General features: G+C 61.9%; 24 protein-coding genes. 9 read left to right on the top strand and 15 right to left on the bottom strand.

The window, feature by feature from the left end; translation table 11 throughout:
* Positions 1–297 precede the first annotated feature (297 nt).
* From ABLX76_RS04165 to ABLX76_RS04145, 5 genes are all read right to left on the bottom strand, one after another.
* Positions 298–1,311, bottom strand: a complete 1,014-nt coding sequence (locus ABLX76_RS04165) for a HoxN/HupN/NixA family nickel/cobalt transporter (protein WP_048298103.1) — start codon at positions 1,309–1,311, stop codon at positions 298–300.
* Entirely contained in the window at positions 1,308–3,542 is a 2,235-nt protein-coding gene (hypF, locus tag ABLX76_RS04160; protein ID WP_348874046.1) for a carbamoyltransferase HypF, read from the bottom strand. The genes ABLX76_RS04165 and hypF overlap by 4 nt, the downstream gene beginning before the upstream one ends.
* Before the next feature lie 8 nt (positions 3,543–3,550).
* Positions 3,551–4,078 (bottom strand): electron transport protein HydN, encoded by a 528-nt coding sequence (gene hydN / locus ABLX76_RS04155; protein WP_004205658.1) that lies wholly within the window; start codon positions 4,076–4,078, stop codon positions 3,551–3,553.
* 135 nt (positions 4,079–4,213) lie between these two features.
* Positions 4,214–5,227, bottom strand: coding sequence for a LacI family DNA-binding transcriptional regulator (locus ABLX76_RS04150; RefSeq protein ID WP_241516419.1), 1,014 nt, complete (start codon positions 5,225–5,227; stop codon positions 4,214–4,216).
* Between the two features lie 53 nt (positions 5,228–5,280).
* Positions 5,281–5,427: a hypothetical protein gene (locus tag ABLX76_RS04145; RefSeq protein WP_277475397.1), complete on the bottom strand. Its 147-nt coding sequence runs from the start codon at positions 5,425–5,427 to the stop codon at positions 5,281–5,283.
* Positions 5,428–5,492: 65 nt separating this feature from the next.
* On the opposite strand from ABLX76_RS04145, the gene ascF reads away from it, so the two are divergent.
* The 3 genes from ascF to ABLX76_RS04130 all read left to right on the top strand — a co-directional run bounded on the left by ascF (position 5,493) and on the right by ABLX76_RS04130 (position 8,866).
* Positions 5,493–6,941, top strand: a complete 1,449-nt coding sequence (gene ascF / locus ABLX76_RS04140) for a PTS cellobiose/arbutin/salicin transporter subunit IIBC (protein WP_023290788.1) — start codon at positions 5,493–5,495, stop codon at positions 6,939–6,941.
* A 26-nt stretch (positions 6,942–6,967) separates the two neighbouring features.
* Complete coding sequence (locus ABLX76_RS04135; protein WP_065881942.1) at positions 6,968–8,392, top strand: 6-phospho-beta-glucosidase; 1,425 nt, start codon at positions 6,968–6,970, stop codon at positions 8,390–8,392.
* A gap of 180 nt (positions 8,393–8,572) precedes the next feature.
* A complete protein-coding gene (locus ABLX76_RS04130) occupies positions 8,573–8,866 on the top strand; it encodes a SymE family type I addiction module toxin (RefSeq protein WP_044524503.1) in 294 nt (97 codons plus the stop codon).
* An 11-nt stretch (positions 8,867–8,877) separates the two neighbouring features.
* Here the strand turns inward: ABLX76_RS04130 and hycI are convergent, their stop codons facing one another.
* From hycI to hycA, 9 genes are all read right to left on the bottom strand, one after another.
* Entirely contained in the window at positions 8,878–9,348 is a 471-nt protein-coding gene (hycI, locus tag ABLX76_RS04125; protein ID WP_023290791.1) for a hydrogenase maturation peptidase HycI, read from the bottom strand.
* Positions 9,341–9,751: a formate hydrogenlyase maturation HycH family protein gene (locus ABLX76_RS04120; RefSeq protein ID WP_023290792.1), complete on the bottom strand. Its 411-nt coding sequence runs from the start codon at positions 9,749–9,751 to the stop codon at positions 9,341–9,343. Before ABLX76_RS04120 ends, hycI begins: the two co-directional genes overlap by 8 nt.
* On the bottom strand, positions 9,748–10,515 hold the full coding sequence (locus tag ABLX76_RS04115) for an NADH-quinone oxidoreductase subunit B family protein (protein ID WP_002914891.1): 768 nt from the start codon (positions 10,513–10,515) through the stop codon (positions 9,748–9,750). Before ABLX76_RS04115 ends, ABLX76_RS04120 begins: the two co-directional genes overlap by 4 nt.
* Positions 10,515–11,057 carry a formate hydrogenlyase complex iron-sulfur subunit gene (locus tag ABLX76_RS04110; RefSeq protein WP_023290793.1) on the bottom strand — a complete coding sequence of 181 codons (543 nt, stop codon included), beginning with the start codon at positions 11,055–11,057 and terminating at the stop codon, positions 10,515–10,517. The genes ABLX76_RS04115 and ABLX76_RS04110 overlap by 1 nt, the downstream gene beginning before the upstream one ends.
* Positions 11,058–11,066: 9 nt before the next feature.
* On the bottom strand, positions 11,067–12,776 hold the full coding sequence (hycE, locus tag ABLX76_RS04105) for a formate hydrogenlyase subunit HycE (protein WP_101977769.1): 1,710 nt from the start codon (positions 12,774–12,776) through the stop codon (positions 11,067–11,069).
* Between the two features lie 16 nt (positions 12,777–12,792).
* Positions 12,793–13,716 carry a respiratory chain complex I subunit 1 family protein gene (locus ABLX76_RS04100; RefSeq protein ID WP_023290794.1) on the bottom strand — a complete coding sequence of 308 codons (924 nt, stop codon included), beginning with the start codon at positions 13,714–13,716 and terminating at the stop codon, positions 12,793–12,795.
* Positions 13,717–13,718: 2 nt separating this feature from the next.
* On the bottom strand, positions 13,719–15,545 hold the full coding sequence (gene hycC / locus ABLX76_RS04095; protein ID WP_060591932.1) for a formate hydrogenlyase subunit 3: 1,827 nt from the start codon (positions 15,543–15,545) through the stop codon (positions 13,719–13,721).
* Positions 15,542–16,150, bottom strand: a complete 609-nt coding sequence (locus tag ABLX76_RS04090) for a 4Fe-4S dicluster domain-containing protein (protein WP_023290796.1) — start codon at positions 16,148–16,150, stop codon at positions 15,542–15,544. Before ABLX76_RS04090 ends, hycC begins: the two co-directional genes overlap by 4 nt.
* Before the next feature lie 82 nt (positions 16,151–16,232).
* Positions 16,233–16,682: a formate hydrogenlyase regulator HycA gene (hycA, locus tag ABLX76_RS04085; RefSeq protein ID WP_004205645.1), complete on the bottom strand. Its 450-nt coding sequence runs from the start codon at positions 16,680–16,682 to the stop codon at positions 16,233–16,235.
* Between the two features lie 210 nt (positions 16,683–16,892).
* On the opposite strand from hycA, the gene hypA reads away from it, so the two are divergent.
* The 6 genes from hypA (at position 16,893) to flhA (ending at position 22,812) form a co-directional block, all read left to right on the top strand.
* The gene (hypA, locus tag ABLX76_RS04080) at positions 16,893–17,237 is read left to right on the top strand and encodes a hydrogenase maturation nickel metallochaperone HypA (RefSeq protein ID WP_004205644.1); all 345 of its coding nucleotides are present in this window, start codon (positions 16,893–16,895) and stop codon (positions 17,235–17,237) included.
* A gap of 3 nt (positions 17,238–17,240) precedes the next feature.
* Positions 17,241–18,113 carry a hydrogenase nickel incorporation protein HypB gene (gene hypB, locus ABLX76_RS04075; protein WP_023290798.1) on the top strand — a complete coding sequence of 291 codons (873 nt, stop codon included), beginning with the start codon at positions 17,241–17,243 and terminating at the stop codon, positions 18,111–18,113.
* Entirely contained in the window at positions 18,104–18,376 is a 273-nt protein-coding gene (locus tag ABLX76_RS04070; RefSeq protein ID WP_002914934.1) for a HypC/HybG/HupF family hydrogenase formation chaperone, read from the top strand. Before hypB ends, ABLX76_RS04070 begins: the two co-directional genes overlap by 10 nt.
* Complete coding sequence (gene hypD / locus ABLX76_RS04065) at positions 18,376–19,497, top strand: hydrogenase formation protein HypD (RefSeq protein WP_023290799.1); 1,122 nt, start codon at positions 18,376–18,378, stop codon at positions 19,495–19,497. The genes ABLX76_RS04070 and hypD overlap by 1 nt, the downstream gene beginning before the upstream one ends.
* On the top strand, positions 19,494–20,504 hold the full coding sequence (hypE, locus tag ABLX76_RS04060; RefSeq protein WP_048335100.1) for a hydrogenase expression/formation protein HypE: 1,011 nt from the start codon (positions 19,494–19,496) through the stop codon (positions 20,502–20,504). Before hypD ends, hypE begins: the two co-directional genes overlap by 4 nt.
* 235 nt (positions 20,505–20,739) lie before the next feature.
* Positions 20,740–22,812 (top strand): formate hydrogenlyase transcriptional activator FlhA, encoded by a 2,073-nt coding sequence (gene flhA, locus ABLX76_RS04055; RefSeq protein ID WP_023290801.1) that lies wholly within the window; start codon positions 20,740–20,742, stop codon positions 22,810–22,812.
* Between the two features lie 53 nt (positions 22,813–22,865).
* Here flhA and ABLX76_RS04050 read toward each other — a convergent pair whose 3' ends face one another.
* Entirely contained in the window at positions 22,866–24,266 is a 1,401-nt protein-coding gene (locus tag ABLX76_RS04050; RefSeq protein WP_348874040.1) for a glycoside hydrolase family 1 protein, read from the bottom strand.
* Positions 24,267–24,280 lie beyond the last annotated feature (14 nt).

Below are 24,280 nucleotides of genomic sequence, written 5' to 3'. Positions count from 1 at the left end.
TATAACGAGGCTGCCGTGTTTTTATCCAGTTAACGATTGGTTTAAATGATGTAAATAAGAGGTGAATCACAGATGTATAAGGTCGTTAAAAGCGGGGGAAGGGAGGGTCTAACAGAAATTAATATGTTTTCAAGAAGTTAAAAATCAGCCTGAGCGACACCGATACAATGCCTCACCACGAGCAGCAGGCTCCTGCGTAAAACAGTGCGGGCAGCATACGCGACGCAGGCCCACGTAGCGCCGCCGGACAGTTGTTGTCGCCCGGCTTAGCGCAGCGCAAGCCGGAAAATGCTGAACCTAACGCGCCAGATTATCGTAGCCGCGCCAGCGATAGTTGAGCACCGACAGCGCCCAACAGGCGACAAACAACCCGACCACCACAAACCCGGCGTCGCCGAGGTTGTCGTTTAACACCCCGACCCAGCGCCATATTCCGCCGCTGAGCGCAAACTTATCCATCAGCAGACCCAGCGCTTCCAGGCCGCCGATAAACAGCGCCACCACCACCGAAGTGCCGGTGATGGTCATGTTGTAGTAAAGCTTGCGCTGCGGCTTGCTGAACGCCCAGCCGTAGGCGCCGACCATCAGCACGTTATCGAGGGTGTCCACCAGCGCCATGCCGCTGGCGAACAGCGCCGGGAAGACCATAATCGACCAGACGGAAATCCCGCTCGACGCGCCGGCGGCGGAGATGCCCAGCACGCCGATTTCGGTGGCGGTATCAAACCCGAGGCCGAACAGGAAACCGACCAGGTACATCTGCCAGCTGCGGCTGACCAGACGAAAGGTTTTGCCAAACAGCCAGCTCATCACCCCGCCGCCGCTGACGATCTCGTCGCTCACCGGCTCACCGCGCTTCCACGCCCGAAAGCTGCGCCAGACGCTGCGCAATATCACCAGGTTGATAAAGGCCATCGCCAGCAGAAACAGCGCCGACACCGCGGTGCCGATGACGCTGCCGGTGTCGTGCAGCCAGCTCATCTGCGCGCTGAAGGCCGTGGCGGTCGCGGCAATCGCCGCCGAGGCCAGCACCACAATCGACGAGTGGCCCAGCGAGAACCAGGCCCCGACGGCGAAAGGCCGCCGCCCCTGCTGCATCATCTTGCGGGTGACGTTATCAATCGCCGCGATATGGTCGGCATCCACCGCGTGGCGCAGGCCGTAGCCCCAGGCCAGCAGGCTGGCGGCCATCAGCGCGCCGCTGTCACCAAAGGCCTGCAGCGCCCAGCACCAGGCCAGTAAGTTCGCCGCGATCAACCCCAGCACCAGTCCCGCAGCGCGCGGCTGCTGGCGTAAAACTGTCATTATCATTGTTGTGTTCCTTGAGCCTGTCCGCGGGCGGCGGCGATCACCGCCTGACCATAGGCGATTGCGCCGTCGCCGGCCGGCAACTGCTGCGCAAACAGCAGAGTAAAATCCGCCAGATAAAAGGTCAATCGCGCCGCCAGCAGGCGGTTATGCAGCACTCCACCGCTGCAGACCATCGTGTCGATGCTGCGGGCGGTGGCGCAGTCGCGGGCCATCGCCGCCAGTCCGCTGGCCAGGGCGTCATGGAATGCCCAGGCTTTTTGCGCCGGGGTCGCCTGCCAGCGCAGCCACTGTCGCCAGAAGGTGGCTAAGTCCAGCGCATTGCCGCGCCACGGCAGCGTGACCGGATGGCAGACGCCGGAGCAGCTGGCGGCCAGCGCCTCCAGCCGACAGGCCGTCTCGCCCTCATAGCTCAGGCTCTCCGGGGCGCAGTCCAGCGCGCAGGCGACGGCATCAAACAGCCGTCCGCAGGACGAGGCGCGCGGCGCGTTAATGCCGCGATCGATGGCCTGCGCCAGCAGCGGCCAGTTGCGCTGGCGCAGCGTACCGGTCTGCGGGTAATCCTGCCAGTCAGGGATAAAGGCCAGGCACTGAGCCAGCAGATTACGCCACGGCTGACGCGCCGCCAGGTCGCCGCCCGGCAGCGCGACGGCCGGCAGCCCGCCGAGATGTTCGCACTGGCGATAGTTAACCCGCAGGCACTCCCCGCCCCATAGCGCGCCGTTCTCCCCCATGCCGATTCCGTCGAGGATCAGGGCGATGACGTCTCCGCCGTCGAGCGGCCAGCGGTGCTCCGCCAGGCACGCCGCGGCGTGAGCATGGTGATGCAGCACTGTCTCTATCGGCAGCGGCAGAGTCGCCGCCCACTGCGTCGAGCGATAGCCGGGATGGGCGTCAACCACCACCCGCTGCGGCATAAAGGCGTAGATGTTCTGCATCAGCTGTAGCGCGCTGCGCCACTGCTGCTCGACGCCCTCCTCGCCAAGATCGCCAAAGTGCTGGCTGAGAACCGCTTCGCCCCCGCGCGCCAGGCAGAAGGTGTTTTTCATGTCCGCGCCCAGCGCCAGCAGCGGCGGAACCTTCTCCAGACCCGGCGGCAGCGACAGCGCATCCGGGACATAGCCCCGGGCGCGGCGCAGCATTTCTCCGCTCGAACGCACCAGCGAATCATCCATCCGCTGCACGATGTCGCGGTTATGGAGCAAAAAGCCGTCGGCGATGTCGGCTAAGTCGTTGAGCGCCTGAGTATTACTTAACGCCGGCGGGCGGCCGCTAAGGTTGCCGGAGGTCATCACGATAGGGCGCGCCAGCGCCTGCAGAAGCAAATGCTGCAGCGGATTAGACGGCAGCATCACCCCAACTTCCGCAAGCCCTGGCGCAATCTCGTCGCACAGGCCGGAGACCTGCGCTTTGCTAATCAGTACGATGGGCGCCGCCGGGGAGCCCATCAGCGCCGCGGCGTCGGCAGGTAACCCCGCCGCAGAGGGCAGCATCACCGCCAGCGGTTTCGCCGGACGGTGTTTCCTCGCCCGCAGCGTGGCAACGGCAGCGGGGTTGCCGGCGTCGCAGGCCAGATGAAAGCCGCCGACGCCTTTTATCGCCACGATGTCGCCCGCCGCCAGCCGGGCGATAGCCGACTGCAGCGCCGCCTCGCCGTCCAGCGTTTCCCCTTGCGCCCGCCATTCCAGTCGCGGCCCGCAGTCGGGGCAGGCCACCGGCTGGGCGTGAAACCGGCGATCGGCAGGATCGCGGTATTCCGCCTCGCAGGGCGGACAGAACGGAAACGGCGCCATCGCGGTAAATGGCCGGTCGTAAGGCATCGCGCGAATAATGGTTAACCGCGGCCCGCAGTGGGTGCAGTTGATAAAGGGGTAGCGGTAGCGGCGCGCCCGGGGATCATTCATCTCCGCGAGGCACGCCGGGCAGGTCGCGGCATCGGGCACGATCTGGGTGCGCATCCGTCCCGCCCCGCTCTCGCGGATGGTGAAATCCTGCGGCGGAGCCGCCCAGCGATAAGGGGCGCAGACGACGCTGTCGATCCGCGCCAGCGGCGGGCAGTGGGCAGCGAGGGCGGCAGTAAAACCATCATCGTCCCCGGCCAACCGCACCAGCACGCCGTCGCCGTCGTTACAGACATCGCCGCAGCGCGCCTGCCCCTGAGCCAGCTGCCAGACAAAGGGGCGGAACCCCACCCCCTGCACTTTACCGCGAATGCGGATTTGCACCCCGTTCATGCCTGAGCTTACCAGGCCAGCGCCGTGCGGCGACGTTTTTCCTGGTTCATCTGCTCCAGCTTGTTGCGGTCTACGCAGACCAGGGCGTGCGTCGGGCAGACCTCCATGCAGGCCGGGCCGCTGTCGCGGTGGAAGCAGAGATCGCACTTGTTGGCTTCGGCTTTTTCCGCCACGACGTTCAGTCCGGCGCCGCTATGGCGGATCACCGGCCGCACCACTACCTCCATCGCCCCGTACGGGCAGGCGACGACGCAGGTTTTGCAGCCGATGCAGCGCTCCTGCATCACATGAACAAAGCCTTTATCGCGGCTGATGGCGCCGTTCGGGCAGACGTTAGCGCACGGGGCGTCCTCACACTGACGGCAGGCGGTGGCCGTGGAGACATTGACCCCTTTGATGACGTGAATACGCGGCTGAAAGGTGTGCGGCGTCAGGGAGGCGCAGTCCTGATGTTCCTGATGGGAGACCACGCAGGCTACTTCGCAAGTGCGACAGCCGATGCATTTGCTCGCATCGGCAATAATGAAACGGTTCATCCATTTCTCCAGCAGTAAGAGGGTTAGGCGCCGGAGTATGCATAATACGTTCCAGTTTTTATCTTATTGATAATAAGTAAAATTTAATGGTTAGCGCGCTGTCATCGTCAGTAGTGACGATGACAGCTGACGACGTCAGGCGCAGGGACCTGACACCAGCGACTCACGCTCGATCAGCGCCCCGGGGAAACTCTGCTGAACATTGAATTCCCCGCCATCGAGCATAAATATCAGGCGATTAATGCTCTCTTTAATCATCTCCGTCACCGGCACCCGGACGCTGGCGAGCGACGGCACCATGTACGGCGCCAGCACAATATCGTCAAACCCCACCACCGAGACCTGCTCCGGCACCTTAACGCCCAGCTGGTGAAGCTGCTTCATCGCCCCGATGGCCATATCGTCATTGCTCGCCACCAGCGCGCTGTAGGTCACCTCGCGCTGACGCAGGCTCTCCACCGCCGCCGCGCCGGTTTCCGGCGTCCAGCGCCCTTCGGCGATGAGCGCCTCGTTGAGGGTAATGCCGTGGCCAGCCAGCGCGTCTTTGTAGCCGGCAAGGCGCTCGACGCCGGTGGGCGAGTCAAGGGAGCCGGTAATAAAGGCGATATCGCGGTGACCCAGGGCAATCAGCCGCTCCACCACCCGCATCGCCGACGCTTTTTGATCGGACCAGACGCAATGGCTGGCGTGGCGGCGCAGCCGGCGGTTCAGCACCATGATCGGCTGCGAGTGGTTCTCAACGATCTCGTCCATCTCGTCGACGGTGAGAAAGCGCGGGTAGATGATGATCGCATCGCAGCGCAGATCCAGCAGATACTGGATCGCTTCCCGCTCCTCTTGCGCGCTGTGCTTGCCGTCGGCGAGGATCAGCTGTCGCCCTTTATCCTCCGTCATCCGCGCCACGTGGTACAGCAGCTCGCTGAAATAGACGCCGTGGTAGAGGGTGTTGGTCACCACCAGGCCAAGGGTTTGCGTGGTTTTGGTCGCCAGGTTGCGCGCCAGCAGATTCGGTCGGTAGCCGCTCTCCGCCACCGCCTTAAACACCCGGTCTTTGGTCTCCTGGCTGACATAGCCGTTGCCCGACAGCACCCGCGACACGGTCGCCTTCGATACCCCCGCGCGCTTTGCGACCTCCAGCATCGTTGCCATGTGATTCTTCCTGTTGCAAAAGTTGCAGGCAGTGTACTGCACGTTTCTGGCTTTTACAGCACCCCCTGCTCACCACCGCGATCCTGCTCGCCGCGACGCTTCGCGATCAAAATCACAAAAATGAGATCATCTTTTTTTATTTCTTGTGCAATAAAATGAAACTCACCATGATTTTGTGGAACCGGTTTCCTATAAAGCATGGTATCGCCCGACGATGCGGCGCGGTAACAGATCAGTACCCTATTGATAAACAGGATAAAATCCGATGTCGAAAAATTATGCAGCCCTGGCGCAACAGATAGTCGCGGCATTAGGCGGAGTCGATAACGTCGTCGCCGTAACCCACTGCATGACGCGTCTGCGCTTCGTGGTCAAAGACAACGAACAGGTCGATAGCCCTACCCTGAAAGGCCTGACCGGGGTGCTCGGCGTCGTGCGCAGCGATAACCAGTGCCAGGTGATCATCGGCAACACGGTCTCTCAGGCCTATCGCGAGGTAGTGAATCTGCTGCCTGGCGACCTGCGCCCGGTCGAGCCGCAGGGCAAAGCGCCGATCACCCTGAAACGCATCGGCGCCGGGATCCTCGACGCGCTGATCGGCACCATGTCGCCGCTGATCCCGGCGATTATCGGCGGATCGATGGTCAAACTACTGGCGATGATCCTTGAGATGAGCGGCGCGTTGCCGAAAGGCTCGCCGACGCTGACCCTCCTGACGCTTATCGGCGACGGCGCGTTTTTCTTCCTGCCGCTGATGGTGGCCGCCTCCGCGGCGGTGAAATTCAAAACCAATATGTCGCTGGCCATCGCTATCGCCGGGGTGCTGGTGCATCCCGGGTTTATCGAATTAATGGCCAAAGCCGCCCAGGGCGAACACGTCGAATTTGCCCTTATTCCGGTGACCGCGGTGAAATACACCTACACGGTGATCCCGGCGCTGGTGATGACCTGGTGCCTGTCGTATATCGAACGCTGGGTGGATCGCATTACCCCGGCGGTAACGAAAAACTTCCTTAAGCCGATGCTGATCGTGCTGATCGCCGCCCCGCTGGCGATCCTGCTGATTGGCCCGCTCGGCATCTGGATCGGCAGCGCCATTTCCGCGCTGGTCTATACGATCCACAGCTATCTCGGCTGGCTGTCGGTGGCGATCATGGGCGGGCTGTGGCCGCTGCTGGTGATGACCGGCATGCACCGGGTCTTTACGCCGACAATCATTCAGACCATCGCCGAAACCGGCAAAGAGGGCATGGTAATGCCGTCGGAGATCGGCGCCAACCTGTCGCTCGGCGGCTCGTCGCTGGCGGTGGCGTGGAAAACGAAAAACCCGGAATTGCGCCAGACGGCGCTGGCCGCCGCGGCATCGGCGATTCTGGCCGGGATTTCCGAACCGGCGCTGTACGGCGTGGCGGTGCGCCTGAAACGCCCGCTGATCGCCAGCTTAATCAGCGGCTTTATCTGCGGCGCGGTGGCGGGAATCGCCGGTCTGGCCAGCCATTCAATGGCGGCGCCAGGGCTGTTTACCAGCGTGCAGTTTTTCGATCCAGCCAATCCAATGACCATCGTCTGGGTGTTTGGCGTGATGGCGCTGTCGGTAGTGCTGTCGTTTGCCCTGACGCTGATCCTCGGCTTTGAAGATATTCCCGTTGAACAGGCCGCCGCCGACGCCCGAGCGCGCCAGGCCCAGGCCCAGGCCCAGGCAACCCACGCCTGAACACACCATTAATAACGAGGTAACGCATGGCGAGTTTCCCACAGGGATTTTTATGGGGCGGCGCACTGGCCGCCAACCAGTCAGAAGGCGCATGGCGCGAAGGGGGGAAAGGGATGGCCACCGTGGATACCCTCCCCCACGGCGCCCACCGTCTGCCGGTAAAATTAGGCCTGGAGAAGCGCTTCACGCTTCGCGAAGACGAATTCTACCCCAGCCACGAGGCGATCGATTTCTACCACCGCTACAAGGAAGATATCGCCCTGATGGCGGAGATGGGGTTCAGCGTCTTTCGCACCTCCATCGCCTGGAGCCGCCTGTTCCCGCGCGGCGACGAGCAGCAGCCGAATCCGCAGGGCATCGCCTTCTATCGTTCGCTGTTCGAGGAGTGCAAAAAGCACGGTATCGAGCCGCTGGTGACGTTGTGCCATTTTGACGTGCCGATGCACCTGGTGATGGAGTACGGCTCCTGGCGCAACCGCAAAATGGTCGATTTCTTCAGCCACTACGCCCGCACCTGCTTTGAAGCTTTTGACGGTCTGGTGAAATACTGGCTCACCTTCAATGAAATCAACATTATGCTGCACAGCCCCTACTCCGGCGCCGGGCTGGTGTTTGAAGAGGGAGAAAATCAGGAGCAGGTGAAGTACCAGGCGGCGCATCACGAGCTGGTGGCCAGCGCGCTGGCGACAAAAATCGCCCACGAGATAAACCCGCAGAATCAGGTCGGCTGCATGCTGGCGGGCGGTAATTTCTACCCATACTCCTGCAAGCCGGAAGATGTATGGATGGCGCTGGAGAAGGACCGCGAAAACCTGTTCTTTATTGACGTCCAGGCGCGCGGCGCCTACCCGGTATGGGCCGCGCGGGTATTCCGGGAAAAGGGGGTCACCATTGTGAAGCAGCCGGGCGATGATGAGATCCTCAAAAACACCGTCGATTTCGTCTCCTTTAGCTACTACGCCTCGCGCTGCGCCTCGGCGGAGATGAACGCCAGCAACACCAATGCCGCCAACATCGTCAAGTCGCTGAAGAACCCGCACATTCCGGCCAGCGAATGGGGCTGGGGCATCGACCCGCTGGGCCTGCGCATCACCATGAACATGATGTACGACCGCTATCAGAAACCGCTGTTCCTGGTGGAAAACGGGCTCGGCGCCCGGGACGAGATTGACGCCAGGGGGGAGATCAATGACGACTATCGCATCAGCTACCTGCGCGAGCACATCAAGGCGATGCGCGACGCCATCGGCGACGGTATTCCGGTGCTGGGCTATACCAGCTGGGGCTGCATCGATCTGGTCTCGGCGTCAACCGGCGAGATGAGCAAGCGCTACGGCTTTGTCTATGTCGATCGCGACGACGCCGGCAACGGCACGCTGGCGCGCAAGCGTAAAAAGTCGTTCTTCTGGTACCAGAAGGTGATAGCCAGCAACGGCGCCGACCTCGACTAAGCGCGTCTCCCGCGCTCGCCCGTCTCTCCGCGCTAACCGGGGGACGGGCGCTGCTTTCTGTTGCATCTATTACATGTTTTTTTCTCGAGCCTGATTCCAGTTTCTGGTTTGCCTCCCGTTCACAACAACTGGTATTTTATCCAGTATATTTTCAGGGGTATCTTCAGCAAGGAGCACATCATGAACGCACAGCACACCACCGCAGCCGGAGGGATCGCCAGGGCCATTCGCCAGTTAACCGTGGGATATGTCAGAAAACGCCATGAGAACCGCAAAACGCGGGAGACGCGGCGCTACACCCGCCATGCGGCGCTGAGCCTGAACGGCGACTGGCTGGAGCAGGCGGGATTCCCGGTCGGCACGCAGGTCAGAGTCTCGGTGTCGCCCGGTAAATTAGTAATAGAGAATCTTGAGCTGGCGCCGCCGGTAACGGGGCTCCCGGCCGGTCAGTCGCCCGCCGTCGGGGAGCCCTGAGCACCGCAGGGTTAATCGTCTGCGGCTTCCAGCCGGGCAAAGCCGCCGTGGCCCTGCCAGCCTGCCAGCTGCTGGTACACCCGGGCAACGGCGGCTTTCACCGGCTGGGTCATCGGATAATAAAAACCGACAATATCCGGCTGAATGCCAAGGAAGATCACTTCGCCGACGTCCTCTTTCAGCTGATCGACCAGATAGTTGAGCGGCATGTTATGGGTGGTCATCATAAACATCTCGGCGATGTCGTCGGGGTCGATGACGCGAATGTCGCCGGGGTTTAGGCCCATATCGGTGGCATCGACGATCAGCAGGCGTTCGGGGCGTAATTCGCGGATCGCCACGATGTCGTTTTCCGGCGCGCTGCCGCCGTCGATGACCACCCACTGGCCGGCCGGGTTCGCCGCACACATCTCCGCCAGCAGCGGGCCGGCGCCGTCGTCGCCCATCATACTGTTGCCGACACAGAGTAAAACGTCAGTCACGTAATCTCCTCACCATCAGGTAGATGGCGCTTTCCTGGTGAATATCATGCAGCATGCTGAGCATTGTTTTGCTCCACGCCTGCTGCTGCGGGGTCTGCGCGGACTGCGCTTTATCAAAGGCGTTGGCCAGCATTGCCACATGGCTGCTGTCGATGACGATTTCGCCATACTTCGGCACGCCCTCCATTTTGCGCCGCGCGACGCTGCCGGCCTCAAGGGTGGCGATCCATGCCAGATACGCGTCCCACGGGCAGCTCAGCGCCGCCTCAAGACAGTCGATAACGCCGAGGTGGTGGCCAATCGCCAGGCTGTAATAGACCACCTGCTGCGCCTGATCCGGCGTGGCGTCGTTCTCATCAATAAATTTACGGCTCAGCTGACTGAACACCACCGTCTCGCTCATCGGATACGCGCCCCCTCGACCACCTGGTTGAGATGGGTGACGATCTCGGTCAGACGCGGATCTTTCTCCGCCTCCAGCCAGCGCAGCACCTGGCTGTCGCCCTGGCCGAGCAGACGCATATAGTCGTCGGCAATCTGCCGACCATAGCGATAGCCCGCCAGACGGCGCGCTTCACGATCGATGCGCACCCGCAGGGGTTGCACCATATCGGCGTGCAGCAGCTCGGTCGGCTGTTCGTCAAGCTCGCCCGGCAGGCGGGCGTGAATTTTCTGCTCCAGCAGGCCGAGGGCCATGGCGAAGCCGTACAGGGTGGCGGCGGGCGTCGGCGGGCAGCCGGGAATATAGACATCCACCGGCACGATTTTATCGGTTCCGCCCCAGACGCAGTACAGGTCGTGGAAGATGCCGCCGCTGTTGCCGCAGGCGCCGTAGGAGATACAAATCTTTGGATCCGGCGCCGACTGCCAGGCGCGCAGCGCCGGGGAGCGCATCGCGCGGGTCACCGCCCCGGTAAACAGCAGGATATCGGCATGGCGCGGCGAAGGCACCACCTTAATCCCGAAGCGTTCCGCGTCGAACAGCGGTGAAAGGGTAGCGAAAATTTCGATTTCACAGCCGTTACAGCCGCCGCAGTCGACGCGATAAACGTAGGCGGAGCGTTTGATTTTCTTCAGCAGCGAGGCCTTCATGCTGGCGATGGATTCATCCACCGTCATCGGCACCGGAATGCCGTTTTCATCGCGTGGGCCAAGTAAAGTGCTCATCAGCTGGCCTCCCTCATGTGGCGGGTCAGTTCAATACGATCGGACGGCACCAGGCATTTCTGGCGCTTGCATTCCGGGCAGGTTTCGAAGCTTTCGCGGTGCAGCTCGGCGCGGGTGTCGCCGTTATGCTTGAGCAGCGCGATGGCGTAGTCGATCTCCTTCTGCACCGCGAACGGCCGCTGGCACTCCCGGCAGTGGCAGATAGCGAAGCGCGACTGCTGGAGGAAATCCTCTTTCTTCCACACCGCCAGCTCATACTCCGGCGACAGCTTAATCGCCGCCGTCGGGCAGACCTCTTCACAGCGGCCGCAGAAGATGCAGCGCCCGAGGTTGAACTGCCACGCCAGCTGGTTAGTGGCCAGATCGGTCTCTACCGTCAGGGCGTTCGACGGGCAGGCGTTCACGCAGGCCGCGCAGCCGATACACTGCTGCGGGTTATGCTCCGGCTTGCCGCGGAAGTTTTTATCTACCGGCATCGGCTCCAGCGGATAGGCGTGCGTCGCGGTGCCGGTCTTAATCACTTTTTTAATAAAGGTAAACATGGCGATTCCTTATTTCAGCGGCGAGTTTTTACGCTCGATGCTATAGCGCTCCAGCTCTTTGTACGGCACCACTTTGCTCTTCTTCTTGCGGACATCGACCACGGTCATGCGGTCGGTACAGGAGTAGCACGGGTCAAGGCTGCCGATGATCAGCGGCGCATCGGAAACGGTATTGCCGCGCAGCATATAGCGCAGAGTCGGCCAGTTGGCGTAGGTCGCCGCCCGGCAGCGCCAGCGGTACAGCTTCTGGTTGTCGCCGGTCATGCTCCAGTGGATATCATCCCCGCGCGGCGCTTCTGAGAAGCCCAGCGCGAAGCGGTGCGGAATATAGGTGAAGCCCTCCACCATCAGCGGACCGCCCGGCAGGTTATCGAGACCGTAATCAATCATGTTCAGCGCGGTATAAACCTCGTTGATCCGCACCTTGAGGCGGGAGATCACGTCGCAGCCCTGTTCGCTGTGGACTTCCATCGGCAGCAGGCCGTAGCCGACGAACGGGTGGTCGGCGCGGGTGTCGCGGGCGTGGCCGCTGGCGCGCACCATCGGGCCGACGTTGCTGAAGTCGCGGGCGATTTCCGGGTCCAGACGGCCAATGCCGACAGTACGCTGCTCCATGTTCGGGGTGCTGAGCAGCATATCCACCAGCTCCTGCACGTCGCGACGCATCTGCTGCGCCAGCTGGCGGGTCTGGATCATGTCCTCTTTCAGCAGGTCGCGGCGGATCCCGCCGATCAGGTTCAGACCGTAGGTTTTCCGCGCGCCGGTGAGGATCTCGGCCATCTTCATCGAGGTTTCGCGCACGCGGAAGAACTGCATAAAGCCGGAGTCGAAGCCGGTGAAGTGGCAGGCCAGACCGAGGTTCAGGAGGTGCGAATGCAGGCGCTCCACCTCCAGCAGAATGGCGCGGATCATCTGCGCCCGCTCCGGCACCACGATGCCCATCGCATTCTCCACCGAGGTGGTATAAGCGGTGCTGTGGGCGAAGCCGCAGATGCCGCACACCCGGTCCGACAGGAAGGTGACTTCGTTATAACCCATGCGGGTTTCCGCCAGCTTTTCCATCCCGCGATGGACATAGAACAGACGGTAATCGGCATCGATAATATTCTCGCCGTCAACGAACAGGCGGAAGTGGCCGGGCTCATCGGAAGTGACGTGCAGCGGGCCGATCGGCACCACGTTGTTTTTCTTGCTGCCCAGCTCGTTGATGAACTCGTAGGTTTCGGCGTCGGTGGTCGGCGCCGGACGCTGGCGATAGTCCATGCTGTCTTTACGCAGCGGATAGAGTTCGTCCGGCCAGTCGTCCGGCAGCACCAGACGGCGTTCGTCCGGCAGGCCAACCGGCACGAGGCCGTACATATCGCGCACTTCGCGCTCGCCCCACACCGCCGCCGGCACGCGCGGCGTCACCGATGGGTATTCCGGTTTGTTGGCATCCACTTCCACACGCACGGTGATCCAGCATTTGGTGCCCTGCTCCATCGACAGCACGTAATAGACCGCGTAGTGGCCGTTCAGCTTACGTTCATCGTTGCCGAACAGCACCGACAGCCAGCCGCCCTGCTTGTAGTACAGGAACTCGACCACTTCCGGCAGATAGTTGACCTTTACCGTGACCGTCAACTGGTCTTTGGTCTGCCAGGCTTCGTCCAGCACCACGCCCGGAAAGGCCTGGTGCAGCGCCGCAAGATAGTGTTGACCGATTTTTTCTTCAGACATGCTCAAACTCTCTTAATCACGCCACCAGCAAGGAGACGAAAGCTAAAAAGGCGAAACCAAACCCGGCCCAGGTGACGCGGGAGGTGGCACAGAAGCGCAGACGCGCCATGCTGTTTTCAAACAGCGCGATGATCAGCACGCCAACCACCAGCTTGACGACGGCCACCACCAGCGCCAGCAGCAGGCCGCCGACGCTGAAGCTGGTCATCTGGCCCCACGGGAAAAAGACCCCGACAAACATCTGCAGCACCACCAGCTGTTTGAGGCTGATGCCCCACTTCAGGATGCCAAAGCCGCTGCCGCTGTACTCGGAAAGCGGCCCCTCCTGCAGCTCCTGCTCCGCTTCCGCCAGATCGAACGGCAGTTTGCCCATCTCGATAAAGGTGGCGAAGGCGCAGGCGCACAGCGCCAGAATCAGTGGAATGCTGCGCGCTGCCGGCCAGTGATAAAGGGTGTCGGTGATACTGCTGATATGGGTGGAGCCCGCCACCTGCGCGGCGACCCACAGGCCCAGCAGCAGGATCGGCTCCACCAGCACGCCGAGCATCGCTTCGCGGCTGCTGCCCAGCGCGGTAAACGGGCTGCCGGTGTCCAGACCGGAAATCGCGAAGAAGAAACGGGCGATGGCGAACAGGTAGATCAGGGTGATGAGATCCCCAAGCACCGGCAGCGGAGAGTCCACCGTCACCACCGGCAAGGCGGTGGCGATGGTCAGCATCACGCCCACCATGACGTACGGCGTCAGGCGGAACACCCAGCCCGAGGCGTCGGGACCGACGCTCTGGCGGCCCAGCAATTTCAGGATATCCCGATACTCCTGCAGCACGCCCGGTCCGCGGCGGTTATGCAGCCGCGCGCGGGCGACGCGGACGATCCCGGATAACAGCGGCGCGACGGCAAACAGCGCCAGCGCCTGTAGCAATGCAATTAACAGACTCATTCTCAGGCTCCTCGGGAAATGACAATCACCACCAGCACCGCCAGCTCAACCAGCGCCATTCCGCGCAGCAGCGCCGGCGCCGAGGCCGATTGCCAGCCCGGCACCAGACGCACCGGATTCAGCCAGTGACGCAGCTTCAGCAGCGGCGCAAAAGCCTCTTTCACCGGCATGGCGAAACCGTGGGCGGTGACCACCATCGACTGTTCGTGATCGTAGCCGCAGACCCAGGCCGCGCCGCGCGAGCGCGCCGCCAGGCGATCGCCTTTAAAGAAGATCATCAGCAGGAACGGCAGCAGCGGGCAGGCGATAAGCAGCAGCGCGATCATCGGCTGCGACACCACGCTCGACACCTGGGCCTGCAGCGGGAAGGCGCCGCTCACCAGCGGCAGCAGCCACGGCGCGGCAATGCCGCCAACGAGGCAGAAGACCGCCGCCATGACCACGCTCAGGGTCATCAGCCAGGGGGCGCAGGTGGCGTTTTCCGCCTCTTTGCTCCGCGGCGCGCCGAGGAAGGTGACACCATAGACTTTGGCCATACACATCACCGCCAGCGCGCCGGTGATCGCCAGGCCAACCGCCAGCAGCGGCCCCAGCAGACGGCCAATAAACAGGTCACTGGTGCTCATTTTGAAGAAGGACTGGTAGATGACCCACTCGCCGGCGAAGCCGTTCAGCGGCGGCAAGGCCGCCATCGCCATCAGCCCCACCAGCATGGCGAGGGAGATCAGCGGCATTTTTTTACCGATGCCGCCGAGCTTTTCGATATCGCGATGGCCGGTGCGGAACCACACCGCCCCGGCGCCGAGGAACAGCGTAGTTTTGAACAGGCTGTGGTTAATCAGGTGATACATGCCGCCGATGAAGCCCAGCACCATCAGCGTGCTGTTGCGGGTGGCCACGCCGGTGACGAAGGCGCCCAGCCCGAGCAGGATGATGCCGATATTCTCCAGGGTGTGATAGGCCAGCAGGCGCTGAATGTTATGCTCCATCAACGCATACAGCCCGCCGATGAAGGCGGTGATCATCCCCAGCACCAGCAGCATCACGCCCCACCACAGCGGCGGCACGCCGCCGGCCAGCGAAACGGTTAACATGCCGTACAGACCGACCTTCATGACCACAGAGGAAAACAGCGCGGCGGCCGGCGCGCTGGCCCCGGCGTGAGCCTGCGGCGCCCAGCCGTGCAGCGGGATCGCCCCCGCCAGCAGGGCGAATCCCGCCAGCCCCGGCAGCCACAGCAGCGGGTTCTGCATCATATCCACCGCCTGGAGATTGATCTGCGCCAGCTCAAGGGTGCCGTAGGTCGACCACACCAGCCAGCAGGTCCATGCCATCAACAGCGTGCCGAGACGACCCAGCGCAAACCACAGCTTACCGGAGGCGGCGCAGCCGGTGAGAAACGCCGCGCAGAGCGCCATGATCTCCGCCATCACCACCAGCGAACCGATGTTGGTCACCACCACCGCGCAGGTGGCGGCGGCCAGCAGCAGGTTGACCAGCAGGCCGTTGGCCTTCACCTGCGGGTGGCGATGCCAGCTAATGTTAAACAGCGACACCGGCAGCGCCGACAGGCCGATGGCCAGCAGCCACAGGGCATTGACGCCGCCCACCCGCATTGTCAGATGGAGAAACTGCAGCATGCCGCCGTGGATCCGATCCGGCATCAGCAGCGCGGCGCCGCCGGCAACCACCAGCATGGCGCTGGCCACCGCGCCGCCGATCCCGGCAATGGCGCCGCTGAGCGGTTTACGCATGGCAAACACAAAGGCCAGCACGGCGCTGGCGGCGTACCATGTCACCGCCTGATTGACTAATCCAATTACACTCATTCCCTCTCCCCCTGTTGCGCCTGGAACAACGACAAGTCGCCAAGGTCGGTATTAAAGGTCAGCTGGCGTTTACGCTTGCTGGCCTGGGCGATATCACGGCTATCCACCAGCATCAGCGCTTTGGTCGGACAGGTCCGCACGCAGGCCGGGCCCTGGTCATCGAAGTGGCAGAGGTCGCATTTCACGGCAATGGCGCGCACGCCCGGCACCCAGTCGAGCAGCGAGCTGACGCGGGCCGGCGCCGGCGGCGCGGGGGGCGCCAGCCGGGTATTGGCATTGGCCGGAATATCCAGCGGACGGCTGCCGGAAAATTCGATCGCGCCAAACGGGCAGGCGATGCCGCACAGTTTGCAGCTTACGCACAGGCTCTCGTTGAGCTGGACGGCGCCATCGACGCGCTGGATGGCGTTTACCGGGCAGACAGCGGCGCAGGGGGCGTCTTCGCAGTGGTGGCACATCTGCGGTGCCGATTCTTTTTCATTACGCATCACCTGCAGCCGCGGCATAGCCTGCAGGCCGTGCTGGCGATGCGTCTCAGAGCAGGCGGCTTCGCAGGTGCGGCAGCCGATACAGACAGTGGAGTCAGCAATTACAAAACGGTTCACCGGGTCATCCTCGGGTGAAAGTCACTTTTGACGAAATCAGGTTGCGCAGGTGTCATTTTCGACACGTGTCGACACCTTGCGATCAGTGGGTCAGGGCCAGATGGCTTAAGTCCACCGGTTGGTCTTGCTCCATGGCGTCGTACAGACGGTCATAGACGGTGGCGATAATCGCCAGATAATGCTCCAGCACCTGGTCGCGGGAGCGGTTGCTGATCCGCCCGTCCACCGTGCCATCCGCGGCGAGCGTGGCCTGAGCAATCAGATACTTATCACCGCCGCCTTTGTTTTCGACGTAGTATTCGATGGTGTGGCTGTTGAAGCCTTCCGCCAGGGCGACGAACACCTGAAAATGGCCGAACAGCACGAAGCACAGCTCTTTGTCCGGCGCGCAGCTCATCGCGTGATGCAGGCGGGCTTTCGACAGGGTGATCCCCTGAACCAGCGAGTTACAGTAGATATGCCACTGCTCCTGCTGCTGCCGGTGACGGTCGGCGATGTAATCCGCCTTTTCACTTATTTCCCAAATAGTCATATCGGTTTCTCCGTAGCATGAGATGCACCGTCTAAGCATTTTCCGTGCCATATTTTATTTATTTGATTTAATTATGTTTTTATATTTATTCCCTGCCGACGCGACATGTCGATGACAGCCCCGGCGCGTCGTCATCGACATTTCCTGCCACTACGAGTCCGTTCTGGCACCGTTATTGCATAAAAGGCGCATCGCGATACGGAGGCGACTATGCACGAAATCACCCTCAGCCAGCGGGCGCTGGAAATTATTGAACAACAGGCGCAGCAGGCCGGCGCGCGGCGGGTGACCGGCGTGTGGCTTAAGGTGGGAGCATTTTCCTGTGTGGAAGCCAGCGCCCTGACCTTCTGCTTTGAGCTGGTCTGCCGCGGCACGCTGGCGGAGGGGTGCGAACTGCATATCGCCGAACAACAGGCTGAATGCTGGTGCGAACGCTGTCAGCAGTACGTCCATCTTGTCTCGCAGCACGTCCGCCGCTGCCCGCACTGCAATAACGACCAGCTACAGATCGTGGCGGATGACGGCTTACAGATTCAGCGTTTAGAATTGGAGTAAATTATGTGTACAACATGCGGCTGTGGAGAAGGCAACCTCTATATTGAAGGAGACGAACGAAACCCGCATTCCGCGTTCCGCAGCGCCCCCTTCGCGCCCGCCCCACGCCAGACGATGACCATCACCGGCGTAAAAACCGACCACTTCGCCCCCACCCGCACGACAGAGGGCGATCTGCATTACGGCCATGGCGAAGCGGGGACTCACGCCCCGGGCCAGAGCCAGCGGCGCATGCTGGAAGTGGAAATCGACGTGCTGGATAAAAACAACCGTCTGGCGGCGCGCAACCGCGCGCGCTTTGCGGCGAAGCAGCAGCTGGTGCTGAATCTGGTTTCCAGCCCCGGCTCCGGCAAAACCACCCTGCTCACCGAAACCCTCACCCGGCTGAAAGGGCGTGCCGACTGCGCAGTGATTGAAGGCGACCAGCAAACGGTCAATGACGCCGCCCGCATTCGCGCCACCGGCACCCCGGCGATTCAGGTCAACACCGGGAAAGGCTGCCATCTCGACGCCCAGATGATCGCCGACGCCGCCCCGCGCCTGCCGCTGGCTGACCACGGCATTCTGTTTATTGAAAACGTCGGCAACCTGGTCTGCCCGGCGAGCTTTGATCTCGGCGAACGCCATAAGGTGGCGGTGCTGTCGGTCACGGAAGGCGAAGACAAGCCGCTGAAGTATCCGCATATGTTCGCCGCCGCCAGCCTGATGCTGCTCAACAAGGTCGACCTGCTGCCGTATCTCAATTTCGACGTCGAGAAGTGCCTGGCCTGCGCCCGCGAGGTCAATCCGCATATTGACATTATCCTCCTCTCCGCCACCAGCGGCGAAGGCATGGATCAGTGGCTCACCTGGCTGGAGACGCAGCGATGTGCATAGGCATTCCGGGACAAATTTGCGCCATCGACGGCGTGCTGGCGAAGGTGGAAGTCTGCGGCATTCAGCGCGACGTCGACCTGACGCTGGTGGGCGCCGTTGACGAGCAGGGCCAGCCGCGTCTCGGCCAGTGGGTGCTGGTGCACGTCGGCTTCGCCATGAGCGTGATTAATGAAGCCGAAGCCCGCGACACTCTCGAAGCGCTGCAAAATATGTTTGACGTAGAGCCGGACGTCGGCGCCCTGCTGTACGGCGAGGAGCGATAATGCGTTACGTTGACGAATACCGCGCCCCTGAGCAGGTCATGCAGTTGGTGGCCCATCTTCAGCAGCGTGCCCATCTGCTGCCGCACACCGCCGCGCGACCGCTGCGCATCATGGAGGTCTGCGGCGGTCATACCCATGCCATTTTTAAGTTCGGTCTCGACCAGCTGTTGCCGGAGAATATCGAATTTATTCATGGGCCCGGCTGCCCGGTGTGCGTCCTGCCGATGGGGCGCATCGACGCCTGCATTGAGATTGCCAGTCGTCCGGGGGTTATCTTCTGTACCTTCGGCGACGCCATGCGCGTACCGGGCAAAAACGGCTCACTGCTGCAGGCGAAAGCCCGCGGCGCCGATGTCCGCATCGTTTATTCGCCGATGGACGCCCTGCGGCTGGCGCAGCAAAACCCGCAGCGTGAAGTGGTCTTTTTCGGTCTCGGTTTCGAAACCACCATGCCCGCCACCGCCCTCACCCTGCGTCAGGCGCGGGAGCGCAACGTCGATAACTTCTTCTTTTTCTGCCAGCACATCACCCTGCTGCCGACCCTGCGCAGTCTGCTGGACCAGCCTGACAACGGTATCGACGCCTTTCTCGCCCCCGGCCACGTCAGTATGGTGATCGGCACCGAAGCCTACGGCTTTATCGCCAGCGACTATCATCGCCCGTTAGTGGTCGCCGGTTTCGAACCTCTTGATCTACTGCAAGGCGCGGTGATGCTGGTTGAGCAGACAATAGCGCAGCGTAGCGAGGTGGAAAATCAGTACCGCCGCGTAGTACCGGATGCCGGCAACCCGCTGGCGCAGGCGGCGATGGCCGACGTGTTTCGCCTTGATGGCGACAGCGAATGGCGCGGTCTGGGGGTCATCAGCGACTCCGGCGTGCACCTCACGCCGGCCTATCAGCGCTTCGATGCCGAGGCCCATTTCCGCCCGGCGCCGCAGCGCGTGTGCGACGACCCGCGCGCCCGCTGCGGCGAGGTGTTGACCGGCCGCTGTAAACCGCACCAGTGCCCGCTCTTCGCCAGCACCTGCAATCCGCAAAGCGCCTTTGGCGCGCTGATGGTCTCCTCGGAAGGGGCCTGCGCCGCCTGGTATCAATATCGCAGTCAGGAATATGAAGCATGAAAAGCGTCCAGTTAGCCCACGGTAGCGGCGGTCAGGCAATGCAGCAGCTGATCGGCGACCTGTTTATGCAGGCTTTCGCCAACCCCTGGCTGGCGGAGCAGGAAGATCAGGCGCGTCTCGATCTGGCGGCGCTTGCCGCCCAGGGGGATCGTCTCGCCTTCTCCACCGACAGCTATGTGATTGACCCGCTGTTCTTTCCCGGCGGCAATATCGGCAAGCTGGCCGTCTGCGGTACCGCCAACGATGTGGCGGTCAGCGGCGCCATCCCCCGCTATCTTTCCTGCGGGTTTATTCTCGAAGAGGGGCTGGAGATGGCTACCCTGGAAGCGGTGGTCGCCAGCATGGCCGATACCGCTCGGGCGGCAGGGATCGCTATCGTTACCGGCGACACCAAAGTGGTGCCGCGCGGCGCGGCGGATAAGCTGTTTATTAACACCGCCGGCATCGGCGCCATCCCGGCAGACGTTCGCTGGGGGACGCAGCAGATCAGCGCCGGCGATGTGCTGCTGGTCAGCGGCACGCTGGGGGATCATGGCGCCACCATCCTTAATCTGCGCGAGCAGATGGGGCTCGACGGCGCGCTGTCCAGCGACTGCGCGGTGCTGACGCCGCTGATCCAAACCCTGCGGCCGCTGCGCGGCGTCAAAGCCCTGCGCGACGCCACCCGCGGCGGCGTCAACGCCGTCGCCCATGAGTTCGCCGCCGCCAGCGGCTGCGGCATTGAACTGCACGAGGCGAAGCTGCCGGTCAACGACACCGTGCGCGGAGTCTGCGAGCTGCTCGGGCTGGACGCCCTGAACTTCGCCAATGAAGGCAAGCTGGTGATCGCCGTCGCCCGCGAAGAAGCGGAAAACGTGCTGGCGCATATACGGTCTCACGCCCTGGGACGCGAGGCGGCGATAATCGGCGAGGTGGTCGCCCGCCCGGGCGTGCGTTCCGTCGGGCTGTACGGCGTAAAGCGGACGCTCGATCTTCCCCACGCCGAGCCGCTGCCGAGAATTTGTTAACCACGGCGTCGGGTCCCGGATAGCGGCTGACGCCTTATCCGGGCTACAACACGGCGCGCACATGTAGCCCGGCTAAGCGCAGCGCGAGCCGGGAAAAGCCAGCATGATTATCCCGCCCAAACCAGCGGGCGCCCACGGATGGGTTAAAGCGGCAATAACCGCTTTATTAACATACTATTATTTGTACCATCATTTTCTTATGCGCCGCGTTGCCGGCGCGTTTTGGATGTAAGCCATGTCGTATACACCGATGAGCGATCTCGGCCAGCAGGGTCTGTTTGATATCACCCGGCTTTTATTACAGCAGCCCGATCTGGCTGCGCTGAGCGAAACCCTGACCCGCCTGGTGCAACAGTCCGCACTGGCCGACGAAGCGGCCATTATCCTGTGGAACGCAGGCAACCACCGCGCGGCCAGATACGCCTGCGATGAGGCAGGCCAGCCGGTGAGCTATGAAGATGAAACCGTGCTCGCCCACGGACCGGTGCGCCGCTTACTCTCCCGGCCGGATGCCCTGCATTGCGATCATGAGACCTTTGCCGACACCTGGCCGCAGCTTATCCGCAGCGGGATCTATCGCCCGTTCGGGTACTACTCGCTGCTGCCGCTGGCGGCCGACGGGCGGATCTTCGGCGGTTGCGAATTTCTGCGCCGTGACAACCGGCCATGGAGCGAGAAAGAGTTCCAGCGGCTGCATACCTTCGCGCAGATCGTCGCCGTCGTCAGCGAGCAGATTCAGAACCGGGTCAGCAACAACGTCGATTACGATCTGTTGTGCCACGAGCGCGACAACTTCCGCATCCTGGTGGCGATCACCAACGCGGTCCTCTCGCGTCTGGATATCGACGAGCTGGTCAGCGAGGTGGCGAAAGAGATCCATCGCTACTTCCGGATCGACGCCATCAGCGTGGTGCTGCGCAGCAACCGCAAAGGGAAGCTCAACATCTATTCCACACACTATCTCGATGCCAGCCATCCGGTTCACGACCAGAGCGAGGTAGATGAAGCGGGCACCCTCACCGAGCGCGTGTTCAAAAGCAAAGAGATGCTGCTGCTTAATCTGCACGAGCATGACACCCTCGCGCCGTACGAGAAGATGCTCTTCGAAATGTGGGGCAACAAGATCCAGACCCTGTGCCTGCTGCCGCTGATGTCCGGCAACACCCTCCTCGGGGTGCTGAAGCTGGCGCAATGCGACGAACAGGTGTTTACCACCACCAATCTCAAGCTGCTGCGGCAGATCGCCGAGCGGGTGTCGATCGCTATCGATAACGCCCTCGCCTACCGTGAAATTCAGCGCCTGAAAGAGCGGCTGGTGGATGAGAACCTCGCCCTCACCGAGCAGCTCAACAATGTCGAGAGCGAATTCGGGGAGATCATCGGCCGCAGCGAGGCGATGAACAATGTGCTCAAGCAGGTCGAGATGGTGGCCCACAGCGACAGCACAGTACTGATCCTCGGTGAAACCGGCACCGGCAAAGAGCTTATCGCCCGCGCCATTCATAACCTCAGCGGACGAAACAGTCGGCGGATGGTGAAGATGAACTGCGCCGCGATGCCCGCCGGTCTGCTGGAGAGCGATCTGTTCGGCCACGAACGCGGAGCCTTCACCGGGGCCAGCGCCCAGCGTATCGGCCGCTTCGAACTGGCGGACAAAAGCTCCCTGTTCCTTGATGAAGTGGGCGATATGCCGCTGGAGCTGCAGCCCAAGCTGCTGCGCGTTCTCCAGGAGCAAGAGTTCGAGCGCCTGGGGAGCAACAAGCTGATCCAGACCGACGTCCGACTGATCGCCGCCACCAACCGCGATCTCAAGCAGATGGTTATCGACAGGGAATTTCGCAGCGACCTCTACTACCGGCTCAACGTGTTCCCGATCCACCTGCCGCCGCTGCGCGAGCGTCCCGACGATATCCCGCTGCTGGTGAAGGCCTTTACCTTCAAAATCGCCCGCCGCATGGGACGCAATATCGACAGCATTCCGGCGGAGACCCTGCGTACCCTGACGCGCATGGAGTGGCCGGGCAACGTGCGCGAGCTGGAAAACGTCATCGAACGGGCGGTGCTGCTGACCCGGGGTAACGTGCTGCAGCTCTCCCTGCCGGAGCGGGATATCGTCGAGCCTCCGCGGTCGCCAGAGGTCCTGCCTGAGGAAGGCGAAGATGAATATCAGCTGATCGTCCGGGTGCTGAAGGAGAGCAACGGCGTGGTGGCCGGGCCGAAGGGCGCCGCCCAGCGGCTGGGGCTCAAGCGCACCACGCTCCTGTCGCGCATGAAGCGGCTGGGTATTAATAAAGACGAACTGGTGTAACCTCGTGCGCTCCCCCTTTGCGCGCCGGTGAGAGGGAGCGCTGGCGCAGCGCGCTATTTATCGCTGGTAAAACCGTTGCTGGTCGCCAGTTCGGCAAACCACAGCGCATTGCGTTTTATCTGTCGCTCGCCGGTCTCCAGATCCAGTCGCCAGAAGCCGTAGCGCCGTTTGAAGGCATTGATCCACGACCAGTTGTCGATAAACGTCCACTGGTGTACGCCAAAGCAGTTCGCGCCGTCGGCAATGGCGCGGTGCAGTTGCACCAGATGCTCCTCCATCAGCTGTATGCGAAAATTATCGTCTATCACCCCGTCCGCCCCGGGCTCTCCCTCTGATTCTCGATCCATCGCGATGCCGATTTCCGCGAGATACCACTTAATATTGCCGTAGTTTTCGCGAATATTGGCGGCAATGTCATAAATAGCCTGCGGCAGGATCTCGTTGTTATCACGATAGGGGTTAAAGCGGCCCTGCGGGTTCACCGCGTTTTCGAAATAGTATTCCGGGGTGAAATAATCGAGGTCATATTCGCTCTCACGCGCTTTTACCCGCCGCGGCACGTAATAATTCACCCCAAGAAAATCGATCTCCGCGCTGAGGATCAACGCCACGTCGTCTTTGCTGGTCGTCGGCAGGCAGTCGTGGGCGGCGAGGATCTCGCACAGCGCTTTGGGGAATTCATGTTTTACCAGCGGGTCAAGGAAGCTGCGGTTAAAAAACAGGTCGGCATACCCGGCGGCCTTTTTATCCGCGTCGCTGTCGGTGAGCGTATAGCTCGGGGTCAGGTTGAGCACCACGCCGATCTCGCCCGCCAGCGCCAGTTCACGATAAGCCGTGACCGCTTTGGCGTGCGCCAGCATAATGTTAAACGCCACCTGCGCCGCCAGCCGGCCATCTTTCTTACACGGATAGTGGAAGTCGTACAGGTAGCCCCCCTCAACCGGCACAATCGGTTCGTTGAAGGTTATCCAGTATTTAACCTTATGGCCAAACAGGCTAAAGGCGGTGCGGGCAAAGCGGGCAAACAGCTCGGCCACGTGCGCCGATTCAAAGCCGCCGTACTGTTTCTGCAGCGCTTCCGGCATATCAAAGTGGTAGAGATTGATCATCGGCTCAATGCCGTTGGCGATCATCTCATCGAGATAGGCGTGATAAAAACGCACCGCGTCCGGGTCCGGCGCGCCGGTTTCCAAATCAGCGATCAGTCGTGACCACTGAATTGAGGTGCGAAACGAGTTGAAGCCGGTCTTTTTCATCAGCGCCACGTCCTGCGGATACTGATGATAAGTATCACACACGGTTTGCGGCCCTACCTGCTGATAAAATCGCTCCGGCTGTTCGGCAAACCAACTGTCCCAGATGGAACGATGGTGCTTATTGGTGACCCCTTCCGTTTGCGGGCCGGACGCCGCCGCCCCCCATAGAAACCCTTGCGGAAACTGATATTGCTGCATAACCTCTCCTTCGA

The organism is Klebsiella sp. JB_Kp004, assembly GCF_040065795.1.
Taxonomy (GTDB): domain Bacteria; phylum Pseudomonadota; class Gammaproteobacteria; order Enterobacterales; family Enterobacteriaceae; genus Klebsiella; species Klebsiella quasipneumoniae.
This window is presented reverse-complemented; position numbering and strand designations above follow the sequence as displayed.

Bases quoted from the DNA above. Each gene is read 5' to 3' on its own strand.
- ABLX76_RS04165 (WP_048298103.1), bottom strand. From the start codon at position 1,311: ATGATAATGACAGTTTTACGCCAGCAGCCGCGCGCTGCGGGACTGGTG.
- hypF (WP_348874046.1), bottom strand. From the start codon at position 3,542: ATGAACGGGGTGCAAATCCGCATTCGCGGTAAAGTGCAGGGGGTGGGG.
- hydN (WP_004205658.1), bottom strand. From the start codon at position 4,078: ATGAACCGTTTCATTATTGCCGATGCGAGCAAATGCATCGGCTGTCGC.
- ABLX76_RS04150 (WP_241516419.1), bottom strand. From the start codon at position 5,227: ATGGCAACGATGCTGGAGGTCGCAAAGCGCGCGGGGGTATCGAAGGCG.
- ABLX76_RS04145 (WP_277475397.1), bottom strand. From the start codon at position 5,427: ATGCTTTATAGGAAACCGGTTCCACAAAATCATGGTGAGTTTCATTTT.
- ascF (WP_023290788.1), top strand. From the start codon at position 5,493: ATGTCGAAAAATTATGCAGCCCTGGCGCAACAGATAGTCGCGGCATTA.
- ABLX76_RS04135 (WP_065881942.1), top strand. From the start codon at position 6,968: ATGGCGAGTTTCCCACAGGGATTTTTATGGGGCGGCGCACTGGCCGCC.
- ABLX76_RS04130 (WP_044524503.1), top strand. From the start codon at position 8,573: ATGAACGCACAGCACACCACCGCAGCCGGAGGGATCGCCAGGGCCATT.
- ABLX76_RS04120 (WP_023290792.1), bottom strand. From the start codon at position 9,751: ATGAGCGAGACGGTGGTGTTCAGTCAGCTGAGCCGTAAATTTATTGAT.
- ABLX76_RS04115 (WP_002914891.1), bottom strand. From the start codon at position 10,515: ATGAGCACTTTACTTGGCCCACGCGATGAAAACGGCATTCCGGTGCCG.
- ABLX76_RS04110 (WP_023290793.1), bottom strand. From the start codon at position 11,057: ATGTTTACCTTTATTAAAAAAGTGATTAAGACCGGCACCGCGACGCAC.
- hycE (WP_101977769.1), bottom strand. From the start codon at position 12,776: ATGTCTGAAGAAAAAATCGGTCAACACTATCTTGCGGCGCTGCACCAG.
- ABLX76_RS04100 (WP_023290794.1), bottom strand. From the start codon at position 13,716: ATGAGTCTGTTAATTGCATTGCTACAGGCGCTGGCGCTGTTTGCCGTC.
- hycC (WP_060591932.1), bottom strand. From the start codon at position 15,545: ATGAGTGTAATTGGATTAGTCAATCAGGCGGTGACATGGTACGCCGCC.
- hycA (WP_004205645.1), bottom strand. From the start codon at position 16,682: ATGACTATTTGGGAAATAAGTGAAAAGGCGGATTACATCGCCGACCGT.
- hypA (WP_004205644.1), top strand. From the start codon at position 16,893: ATGCACGAAATCACCCTCAGCCAGCGGGCGCTGGAAATTATTGAACAA.
- hypB (WP_023290798.1), top strand. From the start codon at position 17,241: ATGTGTACAACATGCGGCTGTGGAGAAGGCAACCTCTATATTGAAGGA.
- ABLX76_RS04070 (WP_002914934.1), top strand. From the start codon at position 18,104: ATGTGCATAGGCATTCCGGGACAAATTTGCGCCATCGACGGCGTGCTG.
- hypD (WP_023290799.1), top strand. From the start codon at position 18,376: ATGCGTTACGTTGACGAATACCGCGCCCCTGAGCAGGTCATGCAGTTG.
- hypE (WP_048335100.1), top strand. From the start codon at position 19,494: ATGAAAAGCGTCCAGTTAGCCCACGGTAGCGGCGGTCAGGCAATGCAG.
- flhA (WP_023290801.1), top strand. From the start codon at position 20,740: ATGTCGTATACACCGATGAGCGATCTCGGCCAGCAGGGTCTGTTTGAT.
- ABLX76_RS04050 (WP_348874040.1), bottom strand. From the start codon at position 24,266: ATGCAGCAATATCAGTTTCCGCAAGGGTTTCTATGGGGGGCGGCGGCG.